The sequence below is a fragment of the Pseudomonas sp. NBRC 111130 genome, from assembly GCF_001320485.1.
In the GTDB taxonomy this organism is placed as follows: Bacteria; Pseudomonadota; Gammaproteobacteria; order Pseudomonadales; family Pseudomonadaceae; genus Aquipseudomonas; species Aquipseudomonas vlassakiae.
The window spans coordinates 212,674-233,817 of sequence record NZ_BCBG01000010.1; the positions used below are offsets into that span (position 1 = coordinate 212,674).

The 21,144-nt window shown below is 62.7% G+C and carries 20 protein-coding genes; 12 read left to right on the plus strand and 8 right to left on the minus strand.

The window, feature by feature from the left end; translation table 11 throughout:
* Positions 1 to 136 precede the first annotated feature (136 nt).
* Positions 137 to 1,051 carry a DUF808 domain-containing protein gene (locus APH33_RS05275; RefSeq protein WP_054884139.1) on the minus strand — a complete coding sequence of 305 codons (915 nt, stop codon included), beginning with the start codon at positions 1,049 to 1,051 and terminating at the stop codon, positions 137 to 139.
* A 132-nt stretch (positions 1,052 to 1,183) separates the two neighbouring features.
* Between APH33_RS05275 and APH33_RS05280 the strand changes: the two genes are divergently transcribed.
* Positions 1,184 to 1,795 carry a TetR/AcrR family transcriptional regulator gene (locus APH33_RS05280; RefSeq protein WP_054884140.1) on the plus strand — a complete coding sequence of 204 codons (612 nt, stop codon included), beginning with the start codon at positions 1,184 to 1,186 and terminating at the stop codon, positions 1,793 to 1,795.
* 101 nt (positions 1,796 to 1,896) lie between these two features.
* Here APH33_RS05280 and APH33_RS05285 read toward each other — a convergent pair whose 3' ends face one another.
* A complete protein-coding gene (locus APH33_RS05285; protein ID WP_054884141.1) occupies positions 1,897 to 2,337 on the minus strand; it encodes a heme-binding protein in 441 nt (146 codons plus the stop codon).
* A 257-nt stretch (positions 2,338 to 2,594) separates the two neighbouring features.
* On the opposite strand from APH33_RS05285, the gene gcl reads away from it, so the two are divergent.
* The 6 genes from gcl (at position 2,595) to APH33_RS05315 (ending at position 10,231) form a co-directional block, all read left to right on the plus strand.
* On the plus strand, positions 2,595 to 4,370 hold the full coding sequence (gene gcl / locus APH33_RS05290) for a glyoxylate carboligase (RefSeq protein ID WP_054884142.1): 1,776 nt from the start codon (positions 2,595 to 2,597) through the stop codon (positions 4,368 to 4,370).
* A 54-nt stretch (positions 4,371 to 4,424) separates the two neighbouring features.
* A complete protein-coding gene (gene hyi / locus APH33_RS05295) occupies positions 4,425 to 5,207 on the plus strand; it encodes a hydroxypyruvate isomerase (RefSeq protein WP_054884143.1) in 783 nt (260 codons plus the stop codon).
* Positions 5,208 to 5,359: 152 nt separating this feature from the next.
* Complete coding sequence (locus APH33_RS05300) at positions 5,360 to 6,253, plus strand: 2-hydroxy-3-oxopropionate reductase (protein WP_054884144.1); 894 nt, start codon at positions 5,360 to 5,362, stop codon at positions 6,251 to 6,253.
* A gap of 232 nt (positions 6,254 to 6,485) precedes the next feature.
* Positions 6,486 to 7,760 (plus strand): glycerate kinase, encoded by a 1,275-nt coding sequence (locus tag APH33_RS05305; RefSeq protein ID WP_054884145.1) that lies wholly within the window; start codon positions 6,486 to 6,488, stop codon positions 7,758 to 7,760.
* Positions 7,757 to 9,172, plus strand: a complete 1,416-nt coding sequence (gene pyk, locus APH33_RS05310) for a pyruvate kinase (RefSeq protein WP_054884146.1) — start codon at positions 7,757 to 7,759, stop codon at positions 9,170 to 9,172. Before APH33_RS05305 ends, pyk begins: the two co-directional genes overlap by 4 nt.
* A gap of 183 nt (positions 9,173 to 9,355) precedes the next feature.
* The gene (locus APH33_RS05315) at positions 9,356 to 10,231 is read left to right on the plus strand and encodes an urea transporter (RefSeq protein ID WP_054884147.1); all 876 of its coding nucleotides are present in this window, start codon (positions 9,356 to 9,358) and stop codon (positions 10,229 to 10,231) included.
* 7 nt (positions 10,232 to 10,238) lie between these two features.
* Here APH33_RS05315 and APH33_RS05320 read toward each other — a convergent pair whose 3' ends face one another.
* On the minus strand, positions 10,239 to 11,072 hold the full coding sequence (locus APH33_RS05320; RefSeq protein WP_054884148.1) for an RHS repeat-associated core domain-containing protein: 834 nt from the start codon (positions 11,070 to 11,072) through the stop codon (positions 10,239 to 10,241).
* Positions 11,073 to 11,227: 155 nt separating this feature from the next.
* Between APH33_RS05320 and APH33_RS05325 the strand changes: the two genes are divergently transcribed.
* Both APH33_RS05325 and APH33_RS05330 read left to right on the plus strand, forming a co-directional pair.
* The gene (locus APH33_RS05325) at positions 11,228 to 12,049 is read left to right on the plus strand and encodes an ion transporter (RefSeq protein WP_054884149.1); all 822 of its coding nucleotides are present in this window, start codon (positions 11,228 to 11,230) and stop codon (positions 12,047 to 12,049) included.
* A gap of 208 nt (positions 12,050 to 12,257) precedes the next feature.
* The gene (locus APH33_RS05330; RefSeq protein WP_054884150.1) at positions 12,258 to 13,259 is read left to right on the plus strand and encodes a sulfate ABC transporter substrate-binding protein; all 1,002 of its coding nucleotides are present in this window, start codon (positions 12,258 to 12,260) and stop codon (positions 13,257 to 13,259) included.
* 107 nt (positions 13,260 to 13,366) lie between these two features.
* Here the strand turns inward: APH33_RS05330 and APH33_RS05335 are convergent, their stop codons facing one another.
* Positions 13,367 to 14,293, minus strand: a complete 927-nt coding sequence (locus APH33_RS05335; protein ID WP_054884151.1) for a class I SAM-dependent methyltransferase — start codon at positions 14,291 to 14,293, stop codon at positions 13,367 to 13,369.
* Between the two features lie 33 nt (positions 14,294 to 14,326).
* Positions 14,327 to 15,223 carry a DMT family transporter gene (locus tag APH33_RS05340; RefSeq protein WP_054884152.1) on the minus strand — a complete coding sequence of 299 codons (897 nt, stop codon included), beginning with the start codon at positions 15,221 to 15,223 and terminating at the stop codon, positions 14,327 to 14,329.
* Positions 15,224 to 15,356: 133 nt separating this feature from the next.
* Between APH33_RS05340 and APH33_RS05345 the strand changes: the two genes are divergently transcribed.
* The 3 genes from APH33_RS05345 (at position 15,357) to APH33_RS05355 (ending at position 18,529) form a co-directional block, all read left to right on the plus strand.
* Entirely contained in the window at positions 15,357 to 15,794 is a 438-nt protein-coding gene (locus tag APH33_RS05345) for an Lrp/AsnC family transcriptional regulator (protein WP_054884153.1), read from the plus strand.
* Positions 15,795 to 16,251: 457 nt separating this feature from the next.
* Positions 16,252 to 17,784: an NCS1 family nucleobase:cation symporter-1 gene (locus APH33_RS05350; protein WP_054884154.1), complete on the plus strand. Its 1,533-nt coding sequence runs from the start codon at positions 16,252 to 16,254 to the stop codon at positions 17,782 to 17,784.
* Positions 17,785 to 17,800: 16 nt separating this feature from the next.
* Positions 17,801 to 18,529 (plus strand): aspartate/glutamate racemase family protein, encoded by a 729-nt coding sequence (locus APH33_RS05355; RefSeq protein ID WP_054884155.1) that lies wholly within the window; start codon positions 17,801 to 17,803, stop codon positions 18,527 to 18,529.
* Positions 18,530 to 18,630: 101 nt separating this feature from the next.
* Here the strand turns inward: APH33_RS05355 and APH33_RS05360 are convergent, their stop codons facing one another.
* The 3 genes from APH33_RS05360 to APH33_RS05370 form a co-directional block, all read right to left on the minus strand.
* A complete protein-coding gene (locus APH33_RS05360; protein WP_054884156.1) occupies positions 18,631 to 19,824 on the minus strand; it encodes a D-amino acid dehydrogenase in 1,194 nt (397 codons plus the stop codon).
* Between the two features lie 44 nt (positions 19,825 to 19,868).
* Positions 19,869 to 20,531 (minus strand): hypothetical protein, encoded by a 663-nt coding sequence (locus tag APH33_RS05365; RefSeq protein WP_054884157.1) that lies wholly within the window; start codon positions 20,529 to 20,531, stop codon positions 19,869 to 19,871.
* A gap of 242 nt (positions 20,532 to 20,773) precedes the next feature.
* A complete protein-coding gene (locus APH33_RS05370; protein WP_054884158.1) occupies positions 20,774 to 21,112 on the minus strand; it encodes an FKBP-type peptidyl-prolyl cis-trans isomerase in 339 nt (112 codons plus the stop codon).
* Positions 21,113 to 21,144 lie beyond the last annotated feature (32 nt).

Consider the following 21,144-nt stretch of genomic DNA (forward strand, 5'->3'; position numbering starts at 1 on the left):
CGATGCATGGCACCGGCTCCGCCGGTGTTCGCGGGCTTGCCCGCTCCCACAGGTTGAGCGCCAGCTTCAGGGCATGCGCGATTCCTGTGGGAGCGGGCGAGCCCGCGAACCGGGGCGAAGCCCCGGCCATACAGCCTTAGCGGACCGGGCGAACCATCCGCCACAGTTTCCCCGCAACCGCCACCACTGCCAGTACCACGGCCCCGGCCAGCACACCGGCCACGCCATTGAGCAGGCCGTTGGTCAGCGCCCCTCCGCGCCCTTCGCTGAACGCCTCTATTGCGTGATGCAGCGGCGCCACCCCATGTACCAGAATCCCGCCACCGACCAGGAACATCGCCGCGGTGCCGATCACCGACAGGCTTTTCATCATGTAGGGCGCGGCCCGCAGGATGCCGTTGCCGATCGAACGGGCCAGCGCTGAAGACTTCTGGGTCATCCACAGCCCCAGGTCGTCAAGCTTGACGATCCCCCCCACCAGGCCATACACACCGATGGTCATGACCACCGCGATGCCCGAGAGCACGATGATTTGCTGTGTCAGCGGCGTGTCGGCGACGATGCCCAGGGTAATGGCGATGATTTCGGCGGAGAGGATGAAGTCGGTACGCACCGCGCCCTTGACCTTGGCTTTCTCGAACGCTACGAGGTCGACAGCGGCATCGGCCACAGCCTCCTTGCGTGCCTCGTGATGCAGCTCGTCCTCTTCCTTGCTGTGCAGAAACTTGTGCGCCAGCTTCTCGAAGCCTTCGAAGCACAGGTAGGCGCCGCCAAGCATCAGCAGCGGCGTCACCGCCCAAGGGATGAACGCGCTGATCAACAGCGCCGCCGGCACCAGAATCGCCTTGTTCACCAGCGAGCCCTTGGCCACCGCCCAAACCACCGGAAGCTCGCGATCGGCGCGCACACCGGTAACCTGCTGGGCATTGAGCGCCAGGTCGTCGCCCAGCACACCTGCGGTCTTTTTCGCCGCAACCTTGGTCATCACCGACACATCGTCGAGCACCGTGGCGATATCGTCGATCAGTACCAGTAAACTGCTTCCTGCCATGTCTGTTTGTATCCGAATGAGTCGATTTGCCGGATTCTAGCCCAAAGCCCCTGCCTTGAGCGCCCGTCGGGCGCGGTGCTACCATGCCCGATCCCTCTTAGAGGTGGCCAGACACGAGGAAGATCCCTGACCATGAGCACCATTCGCGAGCGCAACAAGGAGCTGATCCTGCGCGCAGCCAGTGAAGAATTCGCCGACAAGGGCTTCGCCGCCACCAAGACCAGTGACATCGCCGCCAAGGCCGGCCTGCCCAAGCCGAACGTGTATTACTACTTCAAATCCAAGGACAACCTCTACCGCGAGGTCCTGGAGAGCATCATCGCGCCGATCATGCAGGCATCGACGCCGTTCAATGCCGACGGTGATCCGAAAGAAGTATTGAGTGCTTACATCCGCTCGAAGATCCGCATTTCGCGTGACCTGCCCCATGCCTCGAAGGTGTTCGCCAGCGAAATCATGCATGGCGCACCGCACCTCTCGCCAAGCCAGGTGGAACAGCTGAACGAGCAAGCCCGGCACAACATCGAGTGCATCCAGCGCTGGATCGACCGCGGGCAGATCGCCCATGTCGATGCCCACCACCTGATGTTCAGCATCTGGGCGGCGACCCAGACCTATGCCGATTTCGATTGGCAGATTTCGGCGGTGACCGGCAAGGCCAGGCTGGCCGACAGCGATTACGATGCTGCGGCCGACACCATCATTCGCATGGTGCTCAAGGGCTGTGAGCCCGAGGCGGCCTGAGCCACCTATGTAAGCCATTCGCGGGCACGCCCGCTCCCACAGGGATAGCGCTGTACCTGTGCGGGCGTGCCCGCGAATAGGCCAGAACAGGCAGTAGAGAATTAAGCCGCTACACCCGCATCAGCCTTCAACCCTACCTCTTCGATCGCACTGATCGCGCACTGCTCGTCGATATCCGACGTATCGCCGCTGATCCCCACAGCGCCCAACACCTTGCCATCCTGATCACGAATCAGCACACCACCCGGTGCCGGCACCACCGGCCGCTCGCCCAGGCCGTTCAACGCCGCGAAAAACGCCGGCCGTTGCTGCGCATCCAGCGCCAGCAGGCGCGAGCCCTTGCCCAGGGCAATCGCACCCCAGGCCTTGCCGGTGGCCACTTCCGGGCGAATCAAGCTGGCGCCGTCCTCGCGCTGCAAGGCCAGCAAGTGCCCGCCGGCATCCAGCACGGCCACGGTCAGGGGTGCGGCATTGATCGCGCGGCCCGCCGCCAACGCGGCGTTCACCAGACTGACAGCGACTTTCAGGTTCAAAGCGTTCATGGAAAGGTCCTCTTCTTGTTGTGAGAAGCCCTGAGGGCAGGTGAAAAATCGATGAACCAATAGAACACAACTGAATTAATTTTTGTATACAATAAATTGAAACGATCGTATGCGATACCGCAAACCACCGTTTTCACGGGCGCTCGAACGAAAGGGATCGTGTCCGACGAAAACCCGTTGACCTGAGCGGCCAGCCATGAATACACTCTGGCACAAAGCAAGTTGTATACAATTACAAAATCAATGAGGCACAAACCATGAGCAAAATGAGAGCAATCGATGCAGCCGTTCTGGTCATGCGCCGTGAAGGTGTAGATACCGCGTTCGGCATCCCGGGGGCTGCCATCAACCCGCTGTATTCGGCCCTGAAGAAAGTCGGTGGCATCGATCACGTCCTCGCTCGTCACGTCGAAGGCGCCTCGCACATGGCCGAGGGCTACACCCGGGCCAACCCAGGCAACATCGGCGTGTGCATCGGTACCTCCGGCCCAGCCGGCACCGACATGGTCACCGGCCTGTACAGCGCCTCGGCCGACTCCATCCCGATCCTTTGCATCACTGGCCAGGCACCCCGTGCCCGCCTGCACAAGGAAGACTTCCAGGCTGTCGATATCACCAATATCGTCAAGCCAGTCACCAAATGGGCCACCACCGTTCTGGAGCCGGGCCAAGTGCCCTACGCCTTCCAGAAGGCCTTCTATGAAATGCGCACCGGCCGCCCAGGCCCGGTGCTGATCGACCTGCCGTTCGACGTGCAGATGGCCGAAATCGAATTCGACATCGACGCCTACGAGCCACTGGCAATCAACAAGCCGTCCGCCACCCGCGTACAGGCCGAAAAAGCCCTGGCCCTGCTCAATGACGCCGAGCGCCCGCTGCTGGTAGCCGGTGGCGGCATCATCAACGCCGACGCCAGCGACAAGCTGGTCGAGTTCGCCGAACTGACCGGCGTACCGGTAATCCCGACCCTGATGGGCTGGGGCACCATCCCGGACGACCACGCACAGATGGTCGGCATGGTCGGCCTGCAGACCTCGCACCGCTACGGCAACGCCACCCTGCTGAAATCCGACCTGGTGTTCGGTATCGGTAACCGCTGGGCCAACCGCCACACCGGTTCCGTCGACGTCTACACCGAAGGCCGCAAGTTCGTGCACGTGGACATCGAACCGACCCAGATCGGCCGCGTATTCACCCCGGACCTGGGTATCGTTTCCGACGCTGGCAAGGCGCTGGACGTGTTCCTCGAAGTGGCCCGCGAGTGGAAAGCCGCAGGCAAGCTGAAGTGCCGCAAGGCCTGGCTGGAAGATTGCCAGCAGCGCAAGGCGAGCCTGCAGCGCAAGACCCACTTCGACAACGTGCCGGTCAAGCCGCAGCGCGTATACGAAGAGATGAACCAGGTATTCGGCAAGGACACCTGCTATGTCAGCACCATCGGCCTGTCGCAGATCGCCGGTGCGCAGTTCCTGCACGTGTACAAGCCACGCCACTGGATCAACTGCGGCCAGGCCGGCCCGCTGGGCTGGACCATCCCAGCCGCGCTGGGTGTTGTCAAAGCCGATCCGAAGCGCAAGGTCGTCGCGCTGTCGGGTGACTACGACTTCCAGTTCATGATCGAAGAACTGGCCGTCGGTGCGCAGTTCAACCTGCCGTACGTCCACGTGCTGGTGAACAACGCCTACCTGGGCCTGATCCGTCAGGCACAGCGTGGCTTCGACATGGATTACTGTGTACAACTGGCGTTCGAGAACATCAACTCGACCGACGCTGCCACCTACGGTGTCGACCACGTTGCTGTGGTCGAAGGCCTGGGCTGCAAGGCCATCCGCGTGTTCGAGCCGGCCGAGATCGCCCCTGCCCTGCTCAAGGCACAGAAGATGGCCGAAGAGTTCCGCGTGCCGGTCGTGGTCGAAGTGATCCTCGAGCGTGTGACCAACATTTCCATGGGCACCGAGATCAACGCGGTCAACGAGTTCGAAGACCTGGCCCTGGTCGGTAACGACGCGCCAACCGCCATCTCGCTGCTGGACTGATCGCCTGACGCCCCCAGGCTTGCCCTGGGGGCCTTCATCGCAAGGAGACAACCCATGCCTCGCTTCGCTGCCAACCTGTCCATGCTGTTCACCGAACAGGACTTCCTGGCCCGCTTCAAGGCTGCCGCCGACGCTGGTTTCAGCGGTGTCGAATACCTCTTCCCATACGATTTCAGTGCTGCCGAAATCAAGCAGCAACTGGACGCCAATGGCCTGACTCAGGTGCTGTTCAACCTTCCTGCCGGCGATTGGTCGAAAGGTGAGCGCGGTATCACCTGCCACCCAGACCGCGTCGAAGAGTTCCGCGCCGGCGTAGACAAGGCCATCGAATACGCCAAGGTCCTGGGCAACACCCAGGTCAACGCCCTGGCCGGCATCCGTCCACAAGGCCTGCAGTGCGCCGACGTGCGCAAGACCTTCGTGGAAAACCTGCGCTACGCTGCCGACAAGCTCAAGGCTGCGGGGATCCGTCTGGTCATGGAAATGATCAACACCCGCGACATCCCTGGCTTCTACCTGAATACCACCAAACAGGCGCTGGAAATCCAGGCCGAAGTCGGCAGTGACAACCTGTTCCTGCAGTACGACATCTACCACATGCAGATCATGGAAGGTGACCTGGCTCGCACCATGGAAGCCAACCTGAAACTGATCAACCACATCCAGCTGGCCGACAACCCGGGCCGCAACGAACCAGGCACTGGCGAGATCAACTATCGCTTCCTGTTCGAACACCTGGACCGCATCGGCTACCAGGGCTGGGTGGGCGCGGAATACAAGCCGCTGACCACCACCGAAGCGGGCCTGGGCTGGCTGAAGACCCACAACGTCATTTAACGGCTGAATACAGATCTCTGTGGGAGCGGGCTTGCCCGCGAACACCGGCGAAGCCGGTGCCATCCACCGGGTTTCTGCTTCGCGGGCAAGCCCGCTCCCACAGGGGGCCAATGCTTGCTTGAGATATCACAATTACAAAGAGGTAATTTCTCATGGCTAAAATCGGTTTCCTCGGCACTGGCATCATGGGCAAGCCCATGGCGCAGAACCTGCAGAAAGCAGGCCACAGCATCTTCGTTTCCACACACCACGATGCGGCACCGGCCGACCTGATCGCCGCTGGCGCCGTGGCTCTGGCCAACCCGAAGGAAGTGGCCCAGGAAGCCGAGTTCATCATCATCATGGTGCCGGATACCCCACAGGTCGAAAGCGTCCTGTTCGGTGAAAACGGCGTCGCCGAAGGCGTGGGCCCGAACAAGGTGGTGATCGACATGAGTTCGATCTCCCCTACCGCCACCAAAGCCTTCGCCGAGAAGATCAAAGCCACTGGTGCTGCCTACCTGGACGCCCCGGTGTCCGGCGGTGAAGTCGGGGCTAAGGCCGCGACCCTGAGCATCATGGTCGGCGGCTGCCCGAAAGCCTTCGAGCGCGCCCAGCCGCTGTTCGAAGCCATGGGCAAGAACATCACCCGCGTCGGTGGCAACGGTGACGGCCAGACCGCCAAGGTTGCCAACCAGATCATCGTCGCCCTGAACATCCAGGCCGTTGCCGAAGCCCTGCTGTTCGCCGCCAGGAACGGCGCTGACCCAGCCAAGGTACGTGAAGCGCTGATGGGCGGCTTCGCGTCGTCGAAGATCCTTGAAGTGCACGCCGAGCGCATGATCAAAGGCACCTTCGACCCAGGCTTCCGCATCAACCTGCACCAGAAGGACCTTAACCTGGCCCTGCAAGGTGCCAAGGAACTGGGCATCAACCTGCCCAACACCTCCAATGCCCAGCAAGTGTTCAACACCTGCCAGGCCCTGGGCGGCGGCAACTGGGACCACTCGGCGCTGATCAAAGGCCTGGAGCACATGGCCAACTTCTCGATCCGCGACGATAAATAAGACCTTTCTGGCCTCTTCGCGGGCTCGCCCGCTCCCACAGGTACTGCGCAAGCCTGAGGGCCACGATATTCCTGTGGGAGCGGGCAAGCCCGCGAAGAAGCCAACACCTATGAACCTGCGACCACAGGTCCATAGGTGACCCCGAGCAACACCCGCCCCTGGTTCGGCCTGCACGGAGGCAGTTCCAGGGGCGTTTTCGATTCTGCAGAACAACAATAAATGGGAGCCTGCCATGTCGGTCGATCCGCAAAAACTTCTCCGCGACCTGTTCGACACAGCCATCGCCGCCGCCCACCCACGCCAGGTGCTCGAACCTTACCTGCCCGCCGACCGTAGCGGCCGGGTCATCGTCATCGGCGCCGGCAAGGCCGCAGCCGCCATGGCCGAAGTGGTCGAAAAAAGCTGGCAGGGCGACGTCTCCGGGCTGGTCGTGACCCGCTACGGTCACGGCGCCAACTGCCAGAAGATCGAGGTGGTCGAAGCCGCTCACCCGGTCCCCGACGCCGCCGGCCTGGCCGTGGCCAAACGCGTGCTGGAGCTGGTCAGCAACCTCAACGAAGAAGACCGCGTCATCTTCCTGCTGTCCGGCGGTGGGTCCGCCCTGCTGGCGCTGCCAGCCGCAGGCCTGACCCTGGCGGACAAGCAACAGATCAACAAGGCGCTGCTCAAATCCGGCGCCACCATCGGCGAGATGAACTGCGTGCGCAAGCACCTCTCGGCGATCAAGGGCGGCCGCCTGGCCAAGGCCTGCTGGCCAGCCACCGTCTACACCTATGCCATTTCCGACGTGCCTGGCGACCTGGCCACCGTCATCGCCTCGGGCCCGACCGTGGCCGACCCGAGCACCTCGGCCGATGCCCTGGCAATCCTCAAGCGCTACAACATCGACGCGCCGAAAGCCGTCATCGACTGGCTCAACAACCCGGCCTCGGAAACCGTCAAGGCCGATGACCCGGCCCTGGCCCGCAGCCACTTCCAGCTGATCGCCAAACCGCAGCAATCGCTCGAAGCCGCGGCGGTCAAAGCCCGCCAGGCCGGCTTCAGCCCGCTGATCCTCGGTGACCTGGAAGGTGAATCGCGCGAAGTGGCCAAGGTGCACGCCGGCATTGCCCGGCAGATCGTGCTGCACGGCCAGCCGCTGAAGGCGCCCTGCGTGATCCTCTCGGGCGGTGAAACCACCGTCACCGTGCGCGGCAATGGCCGTGGCGGGCGTAATGCCGAGTTCCTGCTCAGCCTCACCGAAAGCCTCAAAGGCCTGCCCGGGGTGTATGCCCTGGCCGGTGACACCGACGGCATCGACGGTTCGGAAGAAAATGCCGGCGCCTTCATGACCCCGAGCAGCTACGCCCGCGCCGAAGCCCTGGGCCTGTCGGCCAGCGACGAGCTGGACAACAACAACGGCTATGGCTACTTCGCCGCGCTCGATGCCCTGATCGTCACCGAGCCGACCCGTACCAACGTCAACGACTTCCGCGCCATCCTGATCCTCGAGACTGCCCAATCATGACGCCTGATAAAAAAGTAAAGATCCTCGCCACCCTCGGCCCTGCGATCAAAGGCATCGACGACATCCGCCAGCTGGTCGAAGCCGGGGTGAACATCTTCCGCCTCAACTTCAGCCACGGTGAGCACGCCGACCACGCCCTGCGCTACCAGTGGATCCGCGAAGTCGAGCAGCAGCTGAACTACCCGCTGGGCATCCTCATGGACCTGCAAGGGCCAAAGCTGCGCGTCGGCCGCTTCGCCGAGGGCAAGGTCCAGCTGCAACGCGGCCAGGCCCTGCGCCTGGACCTGGACAAGACCCCGGGCGACAGCCGTCGGGTCAACCTGCCGCACCCCGAGATCATCGCGGCACTGGAGCCAGGCATGGACCTGCTGCTCGACGACGGCAAGCTGCGCCTGCGGGTGACCGCCAAGCACAATGACGCCATCGACACCGAAGTGCTGAACGGTGGCGAGCTGTCCGACCGCAAGGGCGTCAACGTGCCGCAAGCGGTGCTCGACCTCTCCCCGCTCACCGAGAAAGACCGCCGCGACCTGGCTTTCGGCCTGGAGCTGGGTGTTGACTGGGTAGCCCTGTCGTTCGTGCAGCGCCCGGAAGACATCGTCGAAGCGCGCCAGCTGATCGGTGACCGCGCCTACCTGATGGCCAAGATCGAAAAACCATCGGCAGTCGAACAACTGCAAGCCATTGCGGAACTGGCCGATGCGATCATGGTGGCCCGTGGCGACCTGGGCGTGGAAGTGCCGGCCGAAAGCGTGCCGCAGATCCAGAAGCGCATCATCGGCACCTGCCGCCAGTTGGGCAAACCCGTGGTGGTGGCCACCCAGATGCTCGAATCGATGCGTTTCTCGCCAGCACCGACCCGTGCCGAAGTGACTGACGTGGCCAACGCCGTGGCCGAAGGCGCCGACGCGGTGATGCTGTCGGCCGAGACCGCCTCCGGTGACTACCCGCTGGAAGCCGTGCAGATGATGAGCAAGATCATCCGCCAGGTGGAGAACGGCCCGGATTACCAGGCCCAACTCGACGTCGGCCGGCCAAAGGCCGAGGCCACCGTGTCGGACGCCATCAGCTGCGCGATCCGCCGTATCAGCGGCATCCTGCCGGTGGCGGTGCTGGTCAACTACAGCGAGTCGGGTGCTTCGACCCTGCGTGCCGCCCGCGAGCGGCCACGGGCGCCGATCCTCAACCTGACGCCGAACCTGGCCACTGCCCGCCGCCTGAGCGTGGCCTGGGGTGTTCACTCGGTGGTCAACGACCGCCTGCGCCAGGTCGACGAGGTGGTGTCCACCGCCCTGGAGATCGCCCAGGCGCAAGGCATGGCCAGCCGTGGCGACACGCTGCTGATCACCGCCGGCGTGCCTTTCGGCAAGCCGGGTTCGACTAATACCTTGCGGATCGAGACTCTGGTCTGAGATCGCCGGGGGCGCTTTGCGCCCCTTTCGCGACACAAGGCCGCTCCTACAAGAGACCGCGATCCCTTGTAGGAGCGGCCTTGTGTCGCGAAAGGAGGGCAACGCCCTCCCCATACACCGAACCTGCGGAAAACCGAGGCCCAAAGAGGCCCACCGCTTCCCCATCAACCTTGCTGACTGCCCATGTACACCAAGAATTTCGTCAACCCGTGCCCCGACTGGGCCACGGCGCTGCTCAACGGCTTCAGCCAGGTGCTGCTGCTGCGCAACCCCCTGTGCGGCCTGTGCTGCCTGCTGGCCATCCTGCTGACCGCCCCCGACCTGGTCGGCGGCGCCCTGCTGGGCGCCCTCGCCGGCCTGCTCACCGCCCAACGCCGCGGCTACGACCGGGCCGACCGCCAGGCCGGGCTGTACTGCTACAACGGCGTGCTGATCGGCATCCTGACCAGCGCCGTGCTGCCCTGGTCGGCGATCCTGCCGCCGCTGATCATTGCCGCCGGCGGCCTGTCCAGCATCATCACCCACCAGTGGCGCAAGCGCGGCGGCAAGCTGTTGGTTGCCTATACCGCGCCGTTCGTGCTGCTCGGCTGGGTTGCCCTGTTGTTCGCAAGCCCCGCGCCCAGCGGCTTCGTCGAAGCAGAACCGGCGTATGCCCTGGCGCGTGGCGTGGGGCAGATCTTTTTGCTCGACCAGCCGCTGGCCGGGTTGCTGATCATTATCGGGATGTTCATTGCCAACCCCTATGCCGCAATGTGGGCCGTGCTCGGTTCGGCCATTGGCGGCGGTGTGGCACTGCTCGCCGACCAGGCGCAAGCTGCTTGGCTGGGTTTGTTCGGCTTCAATGCCGCGTTGGCAGCGCTGGCGTTCAGCAGGCAAGGTGAAAAACCTTGGGTGACGTTGCTGGCAATCACCTTGGCCCTGCTACTGCAACCGCTGTTCAAGCTAATGCCGGTGGCCGGCCTGACCGCGCCCTTCGTTGTCGCTTGCTGGATCCTTGGCACCGTTCTGGCTCAGATAGAAGCACATCGCTCACATCGAGACGTGGCACAACGTAGCTAAAGACCACTTAGTTCGGCGGCATAGTTCTAGTGCGGACCATTGCAGCAACCGGATCTTCGGTGTAGGGGTTGTTCCGGCTACGCGGGGCAGGATGGGCAATCCCCCCCGCTTGGGCGCTCGCTTCTCCAAGGAAGAGGGTGTCTACAAGGTAGTCCGTATTGAACCGGATTTGTTCAAAGCCAGCGCTCAGAAGCCCATCGACTGCTCCTTGGGGAACTGTCGAGTGAGGAATATACAACTCGCCAGACCGATAAAAAGTCTCGGAGTTGAGGGAAACTGACAGGGCTGAACGATCTTCACGTTTTGCTCCGATGATCTTATTCCCCGCTCCCATGAACTCGAAACGTTCAAAGTTATCGCCATTCAGTCGATATATCCATCGCGTTTTCCTGAAATTATCGAATTTACCCAGTGGCTTGAGATAGCCTCGCAGCTGCGGCTTCGGCAGCTCGAAGTTTTGCAACAACTGGGTGAGACCCGTTTTGGTACCGATCCGGCCCGAAGGATCGTGCAAATTGACAGGATCGCCAGAACAGTACGCGTAAACATTAATTCCGCCCGCACCAAATGGGCTCAAGCTGTCGGGGCTGAGGAACCGCATGATGGCCGGGCTATACAACCTATGCCCATGGCCCAGTAGATAACCCCGCACTACAGGGTCGAACCATTGCCCCGCGAACCGCAGCGCACCGACGACCCACCGTGAGGGAAGCTGTCCATAGGGCGGGAACGACCATTCCCCCTGACGCAAACCGCGCTCGGCCACAATACTACCGAGACCATCCACCTGCAGAAGAACAATATCGCGGTCGCGGTGTGGCGAAGTCAGGATTTCAGGCATGGTATCGACTCCATTTTCAATTGGTCTGGCGCCAATGATGGCCCCTGCCATTGCAAAGGATAACTGTCAGTTTTATCAGGTCGGGCATCTGCCCCTTCCCGTTACCGACCAAGACGCTCTAGGCTTGCTATTTCCTGTTCGCGGAAGCTGAGTCCATGTCCACCCCGCAATCTCTTCGCGAAAGCCTCTACATCGTCGTCTTCCAGACCGACACCGTAGCCGGTCGGCGCTTCGACAAGATCCTGCTGCTGATCATCCTGGCCAGCCTGGTCACGGTGATCCTCGACAGCATCGACGAGGTCCACCAGGGCTACGCCGGCCTGCTGGCCGCCATCGAGTGGGGCTTCACCGCGATATTCCTGGCCGAATACCTCACCCGCCTGTACTGCTCGCCCAAGCCCTTGCGCTATGCCTTCAGCTTCTACGGCCTGGTCGACCTGCTGGCGATCGTGCCGGGGATCATCGCCCTGTACTACAGCGACGCCCAGTACCTGCTGATCATCCGGGTGATCCGGATGTTGCGGATCTTCCGCGTGCTCAAGCTCAGCCCCTACCTCAAGCAGGCGCACTACCTGATGGACGCGCTGCGTGGCAGCAAACAGAAGATCATCGTGTTTCTGGTGACGGTATCCACCCTGGTGACGGTGTTCGGCACGCTGATGTATGTGATCGAAGGGCCGGAGCATGGCTTTACCAGCATCCCGAAAGGCATCTATTGGGCCATCGTCACGCTGACGACGGTGGGCTTTGGCGATATCGTGCCGAAGACGCCGCTGGGCCAGGTGCTGTCGTCTTTGGTGATGATCACCGGTTATTCGATCATTGCCGTGCCGACGGGAATCTTTACTGCAGAATTGGCCAATGCCATGCGCGGGGAGCAGTTGCAGCATGACTGCCCGACTTGCAGCAAGAAGACCCACGAACATGGCGCCGCTTTCTGCTCGCGCTGCGGTAACGTGCTGTTTCCCAAGCAATGATGCTGCCTGAACCGGCCTCTTCGCGGGCACGCCCGCTCCCACAGGGACCGCGCATAATTCAGGCCTGTGGTGATTATGTGGGAGCGGGCGTGCCCGCGAAGAGGCCAGTACAGACAGAGGCATAACCAAAGTGTTTTTTGTTCTTTAGCCCGCATTAACCCACCCGCTATAGTCGCAGGCAAACTGCCATCGATAACAAGGACGCAACGTGAAAAAGCTCTTCACCGCCTCACTGCTCGCCGCCGGCCTGGCCCTCGGCAACCTGGCCCAGGCTGCCCCGACCCTGCTGAACGTTTCCTATGACGTGATGCGTGACTTCTACAAGGACTACAACCCGGCCTTCCAGAAGCACTGGGAAGCCGAGCACAACGAGAAGGTCAATGTGCAGATGTCCTTCGGCGGCTCGAGCAAGCAGGCGCGTGCGGTGATCGATGGCCTGCCGGCCGATGTCATCACCATGAACATGGCCACCGACATCAACGCCCTGGCCGACAACGGCAAGCTGGTGCCAGACAACTGGGTGACCCGCCTGCCGAACAACAGCGCGCCGTTCACTTCGGCCACCGTGTTCATCGTGCGCAAGGGCAACCCGAAGGCCTTGAAGGACTGGCCCGACCTGCTCAAGGACGGCGTGCAGGTGATCGTGCCCAACCCCAAGACTTCCGGTAACGGCCGCTACACCTACCTGTCGGCCTGGGGCTATGTGCTCAAGCAAGGTGGCGATGAAACCAAGGCCCGCGAATTCGTCGGCAAGCTGTTCAAGCAGGCGCCAGTGCTCGACACCGGTGGCCGTGCCGCCACCACCACCTTCATGACCAACCAGATCGGCGACGTGCTGGTCACCTTCGAGAACGAAGCCGAGATGATCGCCCGCGAGTTTGGCCGCGATCAGTTCGAAGTGGTCTACCCGAGCGTGTCGGCCGAGGCCGAGCCGCCGGTGAGCGTGGTCGACAAGGTGGTGGCCAAGAAAGGCACCCAGGCCGTGGCCGAGGAATACCTGAAGTACCTGTGGTCGCCAGCGGCCCAGGAAATCGCGGCGCAAAACTACCTGCGCCCGCGTGATGCGACGGTACTGGCCAAGTACAACGACCGCTTCCCGAAAGTCGACTTCCTGTCGGTGGAGAAGACCTTTGGTGACTGGCGCACCGTGCAGAAGACCCACTTCAATGACGGTGGCGTGTTTGACCAGATCTATACCAATCAGCAGTAATTGATGTAGGCAGGACCGGCCTCTTCGCGGCTAAAGCCGCTCCCACAGGGTCCTGCACTGTACCTGTGGGAGCGGCTTTAGCCGCGAAGAGGCCGGTACGGGCAACATCAAACCTGGCGGAATACCAGGGCCTTCAGCCCCCCCGCCGGGTCTACGTCCGGAAACTCCGGCGGATTCTCCAGCCGCTCGACGAAGGCCAGCGAAGGCGCCTGCTCCGCCATTCCCTCGATCAGAAACTCCGGCCCGATGCCCGGGTCGTTGACGCAGGCCAGCACCGTTCCACCCTCACTCAGCAGTTCCGGCAAGCGCCGCAGGATCTTGGCGTAATCCTGGGTCAGCACGAAGCTGCCACGCTGGAAGGTCGGTGGGTCGATGATGATCAGGTCGTAAGGCCCGTACTTGCGCACCTTGCCCCAGGACTTGAACAGTTCATGCCCCAGGTAGGCGACCCGCGACGCATCGTGCCCGTTCAGGCGATGGTTATCGCGTCCCCGCGACAGCGCTGCCTTGGCCATGTCGAGGTTCACCACCTGCTCGGCACCGCCAGCGATCGCCGCCACCGAGAAACCACAGGTGTAGGCGAACAGGTTGAGTACCCGCTTGCCCGCCGCCTGCTCGCGCACCCAGCGACGACCGTAGCGCATGTCGAGGAACAGGCCGTTGTTCTGCCGTACACCCAGGTCGAGCAGGTAGGTCAGGCCATCCTCGACCACCTCGCGCTGCTGACAGGGCTCGCCCAGCAGCCACTGGCCCGGGCTGTCAGGCAGGTAACGGTGCTGGATGAGGATCGCCTGGCCAGTCCATTGCGGGCGTTCGGCCAGGTTGCGCAGCATGGCTTCCAGTTCCGCCAGCTGACCCTCTGGCGGTTCGCGGAACAGCGCCACCGACAGCACACCCTGCAGCCAGTCCACCGTGACCTGCTCCAGGCCCTCCCAGCAGCGGCCGCGGCCGTGGAACAAGCGGCGGGTTTCGGCAGGAGCAGGGTCAAGGGCAGCGAGCAGGTGCTGTTCGAGGGTGTGCATCGGCGAGGTCATGGCGGGTCGCAAGCAAGTGAAAAGGCCGCCATTCTACCCCTTGGCCGGTACTTGTGCAGATCGGAACCACCAGCCTTGCTGCATGCCTGCTGCCGCCAGCAGGATCAACACTACCCCCAGCCACTGCAACGGCGCCAGGCGGTGCCCGAAGGCCACCCAGTCAACCAGGATCGCGGCAATCGGGTAGATGAACGACAACGCACCGGTCAATGCCGTCGGCAGGCGCTGGATGGCGCTGTACAGCAGCACATACATCAACCCGGTGTGGACCATGCCCAGCGCGACCAGGCTGGCCAGCGCCGAGGGCTGGCCAGGCAGCCCGCCCAGGTTCACCCAAGGCGCCAGCAGCAGCACCCCGGTGGCGACCTGGATCAAAGCGATTAGGTGCGGCGGCGTACCTTTGAGCCGTTTGATGATCAGCGCGGCGATCGCGTACAGCAACGCCGCACCCAGCGCCAGGGCAATGCCCAACAGGTAGTCCTCGCCACTGGCCTGCCCCGCGCCATGGGCGCTGACGATCGCCAGCATGCCCAGGAATGCCACGCTCAACCAGGTGACCTTGGCGGCGGTGATCTTCTCGCCCAGAAACAGCGCCGCCAGCCCCACCAGCATGAACGGCTGGACGTTGTAGACCGCCGTGCCGATGGCAATCGAAGCCCGCGAGTAGGAGGCGAACAGCAGCACCCAGTTGCCGACGATGGCCACGCCACTGGCGATGGCCAGCAGGAATGCCGTCCGGGTGATCACGCCAGGCTTGAGAAAGCCGAATGCCGCGCAGATCGCCAGCAAGGTGCCGGTCCCGAACACGCAGCGCCAGAACACCACTTCCAGCACCGGCTGCCCTGACACCAGCACGAACCAGCCGATGGTCCCGGAAATCAGCATGGCAGCGACCATTTCCAGCGAGCCGCGGCGTAATGAACTGTCCATCTCACACCTCCCTTGGATGATGGCCATAGTATGCGGAGGGTCACCGTGCACCTTCCAGCGGATATCCAAGGCGTATCAGCCTTTTCACCTTTACTATCAAGGCAACTTTCAAGATTTGCCTGACGAGGTACGCATGACCGACGCCATCGACCAGCTGCTGATCAACGCCTTGATGGAAGACTCCCGCCGCTCGCTCAAGGCGCTGGCGCAGATCAGCGGCCTTTCAGCCCCCAGCGTCAGCGAACGCCTTCGGCGCCTGGAGGAACGCGGTGTGTTGCGCGGCTACACGGTGGAGATCGATCCGCGCAGCTTCGGCTACCAGCTGCAGGCGATCGTGCGCATTCGCCCGCTGCCAGGGCAGTTGCAGGAAGTGGAGCGACAGATCATCGCCATCCCTGAGTTCACCGAATGCGACAAGGTCACGGGCGAGGACTGTTTCATCGCGCGGCTGCATGTCCGCTCGATGGAGCAACTCGACACTTTGCTCGACCGGATCAATGTGCTGGCCGAAACCAACACCGCAATCATCAAGAAAAGTCCGGTGAAGCGGCGGTTGCCGCCGATGGACTGAATGTATCCACTCAAACGGCTAATTGGCTATTTTTTGTACACAAGAATGTCACCTTAGGTGCCATTTTTGTGTGCACTTTTCCAGGTAATGCCCCAATACGTTACACATCTCGCGCCACTAATTCTGACCATATGATCAACTAATCATCCAACTAAAAAATTAAACCTGTTCAATTGGTCAACTTATATTCCCTTCATTTCATAAACTTAATTTTCAACTGCTTAGATTCAAATTAGTGGCTCCCGGAATTTGGTTTTTCTCTGGCATGGAACTAGCTTTTGTGTGTTCGCGTTTTGTATACAAATTATACGAAACATAAATACACAAGAACTCGCGAAGCCGGCCCAACGCCGGCCACCGCGCCCAGAACCCAGTGATGCCAAGCTGCACCGACGAGATGGCGAGCCCGTGCGCATGCCCGCTCATCGCAGTCCACGTGCATCAGGAGCCTGCCGGAATGAGTACCAGCCTCGACCTTGCCCCTGAACTATCCGTCGCCAGCACCAGCCCGTCTTCCACCATTGCAGGCGATATGCCGCCACTGGGCCTCAGCCCACGCCTGCATAACCGCGACCTCGCACCCACCCGTATCGAAGGCCGCCGCTGGGGCCGCTACAGCATCTTTGCGCTGTGGACCAACGATGTGCACAACATTGCCAACTACTCCTTCGCCATGGGCTTGTTCGCCCTTGGCCTGGGTGGCTGGCAAATCCTGCTGTCGCTGGCGATCGGCGCGGCACTGGTGTACTTCTTCATGAACCTGTCCGGCTACATGGGGCAGAAGACCGGCGTGCCATTCCCGGTCATCAGCCGCATCGCCTTCGGCATCCATGGTGCACAGATTCCGGCGTTGATTCGCGCGGTGATCGCCATCGCCTGGTTCGGTATCCAGACCTACCTGGCATCGGTGGTACTGCGCGTGCTGCTCACCGCGGTGTGGCCGCAAGTGGCCGGCTACGACCACGACAGCATCCTCGGCCTGTCGAGCCTGGGCTGGGTGTGTTTCGTGGCGATCTGGCTGGTGCAGTTGGTGATCCTCGCCTACGGCATGGAGATGGTGCGCCGCTACGAGGCCTTCGCCGGCCCGGTGATCCTGCTGACCGTGGCCAGCCTGGCAGTGTTCATGTTCGTCCAGGCCGACGCACGCATCGCCTGGTCGGTGACCGAGCCGCTGTCCGGCTATGAGATGTGGCGCAACATCTTCGCCGGTGGCGCCCTGTGGCTGGCGATCTACGGCACCCTGGTGCTGAACTTTTGCGACTTCGCCCGCTCCTCGCCGTGCCGCAAGACCATCCGCGTCGGCAACTTCTGGGGCCTGCCGGTGAACATCCTGGTGTTCGCCATGATCACCGTGGTGCTGTGCGGTGCGCAGTTCCAGATCAACGGCCAGATCATCGACAGCCCGACCCAGATCGTCGCCAGCATCCCCAGCAAGCCATTCCTGGTGCTCGGCTGCCTGGCGTTCCTGATCGTCACCGTGGCGGTGAACATCATGGCCAATTTCGTCGCGCCCGCCTTCGTGCTCAGCAACCTGGCGCCACGCCACCTCAACTTCCGCCGCGCCGGCCTGATCAGCGCGACCCTGGCGGTGCTGATCCTGCCGTGGAACCTCTACAACAGCCCGCTGGTGATCGTGTACTTCCTGTCTGGCCTGGGCGCCCTGCTCGGCCCGCTGTACGGGGTGATCATGGCCGACTACTGGTTGCTGCGCAAAGGCCGGATCAACGTGCCGGAGCTGTACACCGAGAACCCGGCCGGCGCCTACCACTACAGCAAAGGCATCAACCTGCGTGCCGTGGCCGCCTTCGTACCGGCAGCACTGCTGGCCATCATCCTGGCCTTGGTGCCGAACTTCCACGGCATTGCGCCGTTTTCCTGGCTGATCGGCGCCGGCATCGCGGCCGCGGTATACCTGCTGATCGCCCCGCGTAACCGCCAATACCACGATATCAGCGGCGAGTGCATCGCCGTCGACCACAGCAGCCATTGATCAAGGAGGATTGCCCATGCGTATTCTGATTGCCAACGTCAATACCACCGAAGCCATCACCGAGGCCATTGCCGAACAGGCGCGCAGCGTCGCCGCGCCGGGCACGCAAATCATCGGCCTGACCCCTTGGTTCGGCGCCGAGTCGGTGGAGGGCAATTTCGAGAGCTACCTGGCCGCCATCGCCGTGATGGACCGCGTGCTGGCCTATGACGGCCCGTACGATGCGGTGATACAGGCCGGCTACGGCGAACATGGCCGCGAAGGCCTGCAGGAGCTGCTCGACGTGCCGGTAATCGATATCACCGATGCCGCCGCCAGTACCGCCATGTACCTGGGCCACGCCTATTCGGTAGTGACCACCCTGGACCGCACCGTGCCGCTGATCGAAGACCGCCTGAAGCTGTCCGGGCTGTATGACCGTTGTGCCTCGGTGCGCGCCAGTGGCCTGGCCGTGCTGGAGCTGGAAGCAGACCCGCAACGTGCCGTTGCGGCGATCGTCGAGCAGGCCGAACGTGCCGTGCGTGACGACAAGGCCGAGGTGATCTGCCTGGGCTGTGGCGGCATGGCCGGGCTGGATGAACAGATCCGCCAGCGCACCGGGGTGCCAGTGGTCGATGGGGTGAGCGCGGCGGTGACCATTGCCGAGTCGCTGGTGCGGATGGGGCTCAGCACGTCCAAGGTGCGAACCTATGCCACACCAAGGACGAAGAAAGTAGTGGGCTGGCCGATGAAGTTCGGACGCTAGACTGTACCGGCCTCTTCGCGGGCACGCCCGCACACAGGGACTGCACAGCCCTCAAGACCTGTGCGATACCTGAGGGTTTACCCGCGAAGAGGCCGGACCAGTCAACACAGCATCCGGGCCAGTCGCTCCCCGCTGCCACACGCCAAAGTAAAGCCCAAGGCCCCATGCCCGAGGTTCAGCCACAGGTTGCGATAGGCTGAAGCCCCGACGATGGGCACCCCGGTCGGCGTCGCCGGCCGCATTCCCGCCCACTCCACCGCCTTGGTGTAGTCCGCTGCCTGTGGCAAGGTCTCCAGCGCCTGGCGCCGCATGCTGTCGAGCCGGCGCGCATCCACTGTTTCGTCATAGCCAACGATATCTACCATCGCCGCCACCCGCAGCCTCTGATCAAGCCGTGCATAGACGATCTTGCGCTCGTAGTCCGTGATGCTGATCTCCGGCGCCCGGTGCACCGTGGCGATCGGTGCCGTCAGGCTGTAGCCCTTGAGCGGGTAGACCGGCAGCCGCAACCCAGGTAGCGCCAACCCGGCACTTCGATGGCCGGCGCACAGTACCAGGCGCTCGACGTCCACCTGCTCACGCCCCAGTTGCATTGCCACCACCTGGTCATCACGGCTGATCAGGCGGGTGACTGGGCTGCCGAGCAGGAACCGGCACTGCCCGGATGCGCGCAGACGCTCTGCCAGCCGCTCGCAGAAGCGATGACAGTCGGCGACTTCTTCATCCGCAGTCAGCACGGCGCCAACAAAGGGCGCGTCGGCCAACGCCGGCTCCAGCGCCCTGACCTCGCTGGCACCGAGCACCCGTTGACGATCGGGGTCGAGCAGATGGGCCCGGCCATGGGCGAACGCCCGCTCACTGCGAAATGCCACCAGCTTGCCGTTCTGCCGCCAGGCGAAGTCACTCAGCCCGTCGTCTTCACGCCAGCGTTCCAAGGTGGCCTGGCTGTGCAAGGCCAAGTCCAGCAGCTGCGCCGCGTTACGCCGATTGACACTGCTGCGGCAAGCCATCACGAACTGCAGCAACCAGCGCCATTGGGCAGGGTCCAGGCGCAAGCGCAGGCGCAGCGGCGAGTCGCCGCGCAAGAGCCAGCCAAGTGCCTGCCACGGGACACCGGCATCGGCCAACGGCGCTACATACCGATAGGAAAGCTGCCCGCCATTGGCGAAGCTGGTCGCCGAGGCCAACTGGTCTCGCGCCTCGACCAGCACCACCGACAAGCCTTCGCGCACCAGCGCATAAGCCGTCGCCAGGCCGACCACACCACCGCCAATCACCGTCACCCGCTGGGTCATTGTTCATCCCTGTCTGACTGCCCTGCCACGACAGTAACAGCGGATCAGGTCGGGCAGCTATGGGCACCGCCATCCAGGCCCTGACGAACGTTACGGCTGAGCAGGCTGGCCTTGCCGTCGTGCCAGATCAGAGTCAGGACGTAGAGGGTGTCGAAATCGTCGCCATTCCAGTCTTCGGTGATCACCCGCTCATCGCCCAACGCCTTGCCGGCCACGGTGTTGATCAACTCCGGCAGATAGCCGTGGGACCAGGCGGTATAAACCGTGGCATTGCGGTACTTGTCGCTGAGCAGTTCATCGGCAAGTTCGTCGGTGTCGTTGGCAGCAAAGTCGATGTTGACTGGCAAACCCAGGCGGATGGCGCTCGGGGTGATGGTCATCAACGGGCGAATGTAGCTGTAGCTCTGGTCCTGGCTGCCTTCCTCGACATGCCGCGAGGGGTTGGCCGCAAACACGTAATCCGCCTTGCCGAACCGCTCTGGCAACAAGGTGGCCAGGTCCAGCGCGCGGTTGAGCCCCTGGCAGTTCAATTGCCCCAGGCCTTCACCTGGCTTCTCGGCATGGCGCAGGAATACCAGCGTCTGGGTGCCATCGACCGGTTGCGCGCGGCTTTCGACCACTTCCAGTGCCAGCGGCACAGCCGCGGCGACGAGGGCCAGGCTGAGCATCAGGCGGCGGCGACGTCGAATGAAAGATGGCAACTTCATGAGGGCAGGCTCTTGTGGCAAAAGGTATCTGGGTACCCGCCACATTGCCCCGCGGCCCAATGCCGCAGGGCATCCGTGTTGGTGATTGCCATCCCTGGCAACGAGCAGGACTCAGAGTGTCCTCAACCCGTTTGGTTCCTCCCTGAGTGTGGATGCCGTTCCCTAGGCAAGGATTACGTTAGAGCAGGCGTGTTGCGGAAATATGTACGCCTTGGGTTTTGCACCTCCCAGCCCCACCGCAATCAATCATCCCGCGTCAGCACTTCCAGCAACTCGATCTCGAAGGTCAGATCCGAATTCGGCGGTATCGCCCCCACGCTGCGCTCGCCATACCCTAGATGCGCTGGCACCTGAAGCTTGCGCTTGCCACCCACGCGCATGCCCATCAGGCCCTGGTCCCAGCCTTTGATGACACGCCCGGTACCAATCACGCACTGGAAGGGTTTGCCGCGCGACCACGACGAGTCGAACTCGCTGCCGTCGGCCAGCCAGCCGGTGTACTGGGTGGTGATCAGGGCGCCTTTGACGGCGGCCTTGCCGTCGCCTTCGACGAGGTCGATGATCTGCAGTTCACTGCTCATGGGCATGCTCCAACGCTGAAATTCAAGGGCGC

Coding starts and splice junctions, on each gene's coding strand:
- APH33_RS05275 (WP_054884139.1), bottom strand. CDS start 1,051: ATGGCAGGAAGCAGTTTACTGGTACTGATCGACGATATCGCCACGGTG.
- APH33_RS05280 (WP_054884140.1), top strand. CDS start 1,184: ATGAGCACCATTCGCGAGCGCAACAAGGAGCTGATCCTGCGCGCAGCC.
- APH33_RS05285 (WP_054884141.1), bottom strand. CDS start 2,337: ATGAACGCTTTGAACCTGAAAGTCGCTGTCAGTCTGGTGAACGCCGCG.
- gcl (WP_054884142.1), top strand. CDS start 2,595: ATGAGCAAAATGAGAGCAATCGATGCAGCCGTTCTGGTCATGCGCCGT.
- hyi (WP_054884143.1), top strand. CDS start 4,425: ATGCCTCGCTTCGCTGCCAACCTGTCCATGCTGTTCACCGAACAGGAC.
- APH33_RS05300 (WP_054884144.1), top strand. CDS start 5,360: ATGGCTAAAATCGGTTTCCTCGGCACTGGCATCATGGGCAAGCCCATG.
- APH33_RS05305 (WP_054884145.1), top strand. CDS start 6,486: ATGTCGGTCGATCCGCAAAAACTTCTCCGCGACCTGTTCGACACAGCC.
- pyk (WP_054884146.1), top strand. CDS start 7,757: ATGACGCCTGATAAAAAAGTAAAGATCCTCGCCACCCTCGGCCCTGCG.
- APH33_RS05315 (WP_054884147.1), top strand. CDS start 9,356: ATGTACACCAAGAATTTCGTCAACCCGTGCCCCGACTGGGCCACGGCG.
- APH33_RS05320 (WP_054884148.1), bottom strand. CDS start 11,072: ATGCCTGAAATCCTGACTTCGCCACACCGCGACCGCGATATTGTTCTT.
- APH33_RS05325 (WP_054884149.1), top strand. CDS start 11,228: ATGTCCACCCCGCAATCTCTTCGCGAAAGCCTCTACATCGTCGTCTTC.
- APH33_RS05335 (WP_054884151.1), bottom strand. CDS start 14,293: ATGACCTCGCCGATGCACACCCTCGAACAGCACCTGCTCGCTGCCCTT.
- APH33_RS05340 (WP_054884152.1), bottom strand. CDS start 15,223: ATGGACAGTTCATTACGCCGCGGCTCGCTGGAAATGGTCGCTGCCATG.
- APH33_RS05345 (WP_054884153.1), top strand. CDS start 15,357: ATGACCGACGCCATCGACCAGCTGCTGATCAACGCCTTGATGGAAGAC.
- APH33_RS05350 (WP_054884154.1), top strand. CDS start 16,252: ATGAGTACCAGCCTCGACCTTGCCCCTGAACTATCCGTCGCCAGCACC.
- APH33_RS05355 (WP_054884155.1), top strand. CDS start 17,801: ATGCGTATTCTGATTGCCAACGTCAATACCACCGAAGCCATCACCGAG.
- APH33_RS05360 (WP_054884156.1), bottom strand. CDS start 19,824: ATGACCCAGCGGGTGACGGTGATTGGCGGTGGTGTGGTCGGCCTGGCG.
- APH33_RS05365 (WP_054884157.1), bottom strand. CDS start 20,531: ATGAAGTTGCCATCTTTCATTCGACGTCGCCGCCGCCTGATGCTCAGC.
- APH33_RS05370 (WP_054884158.1), bottom strand. CDS start 21,112: ATGAGCAGTGAACTGCAGATCATCGACCTCGTCGAAGGCGACGGCAAG.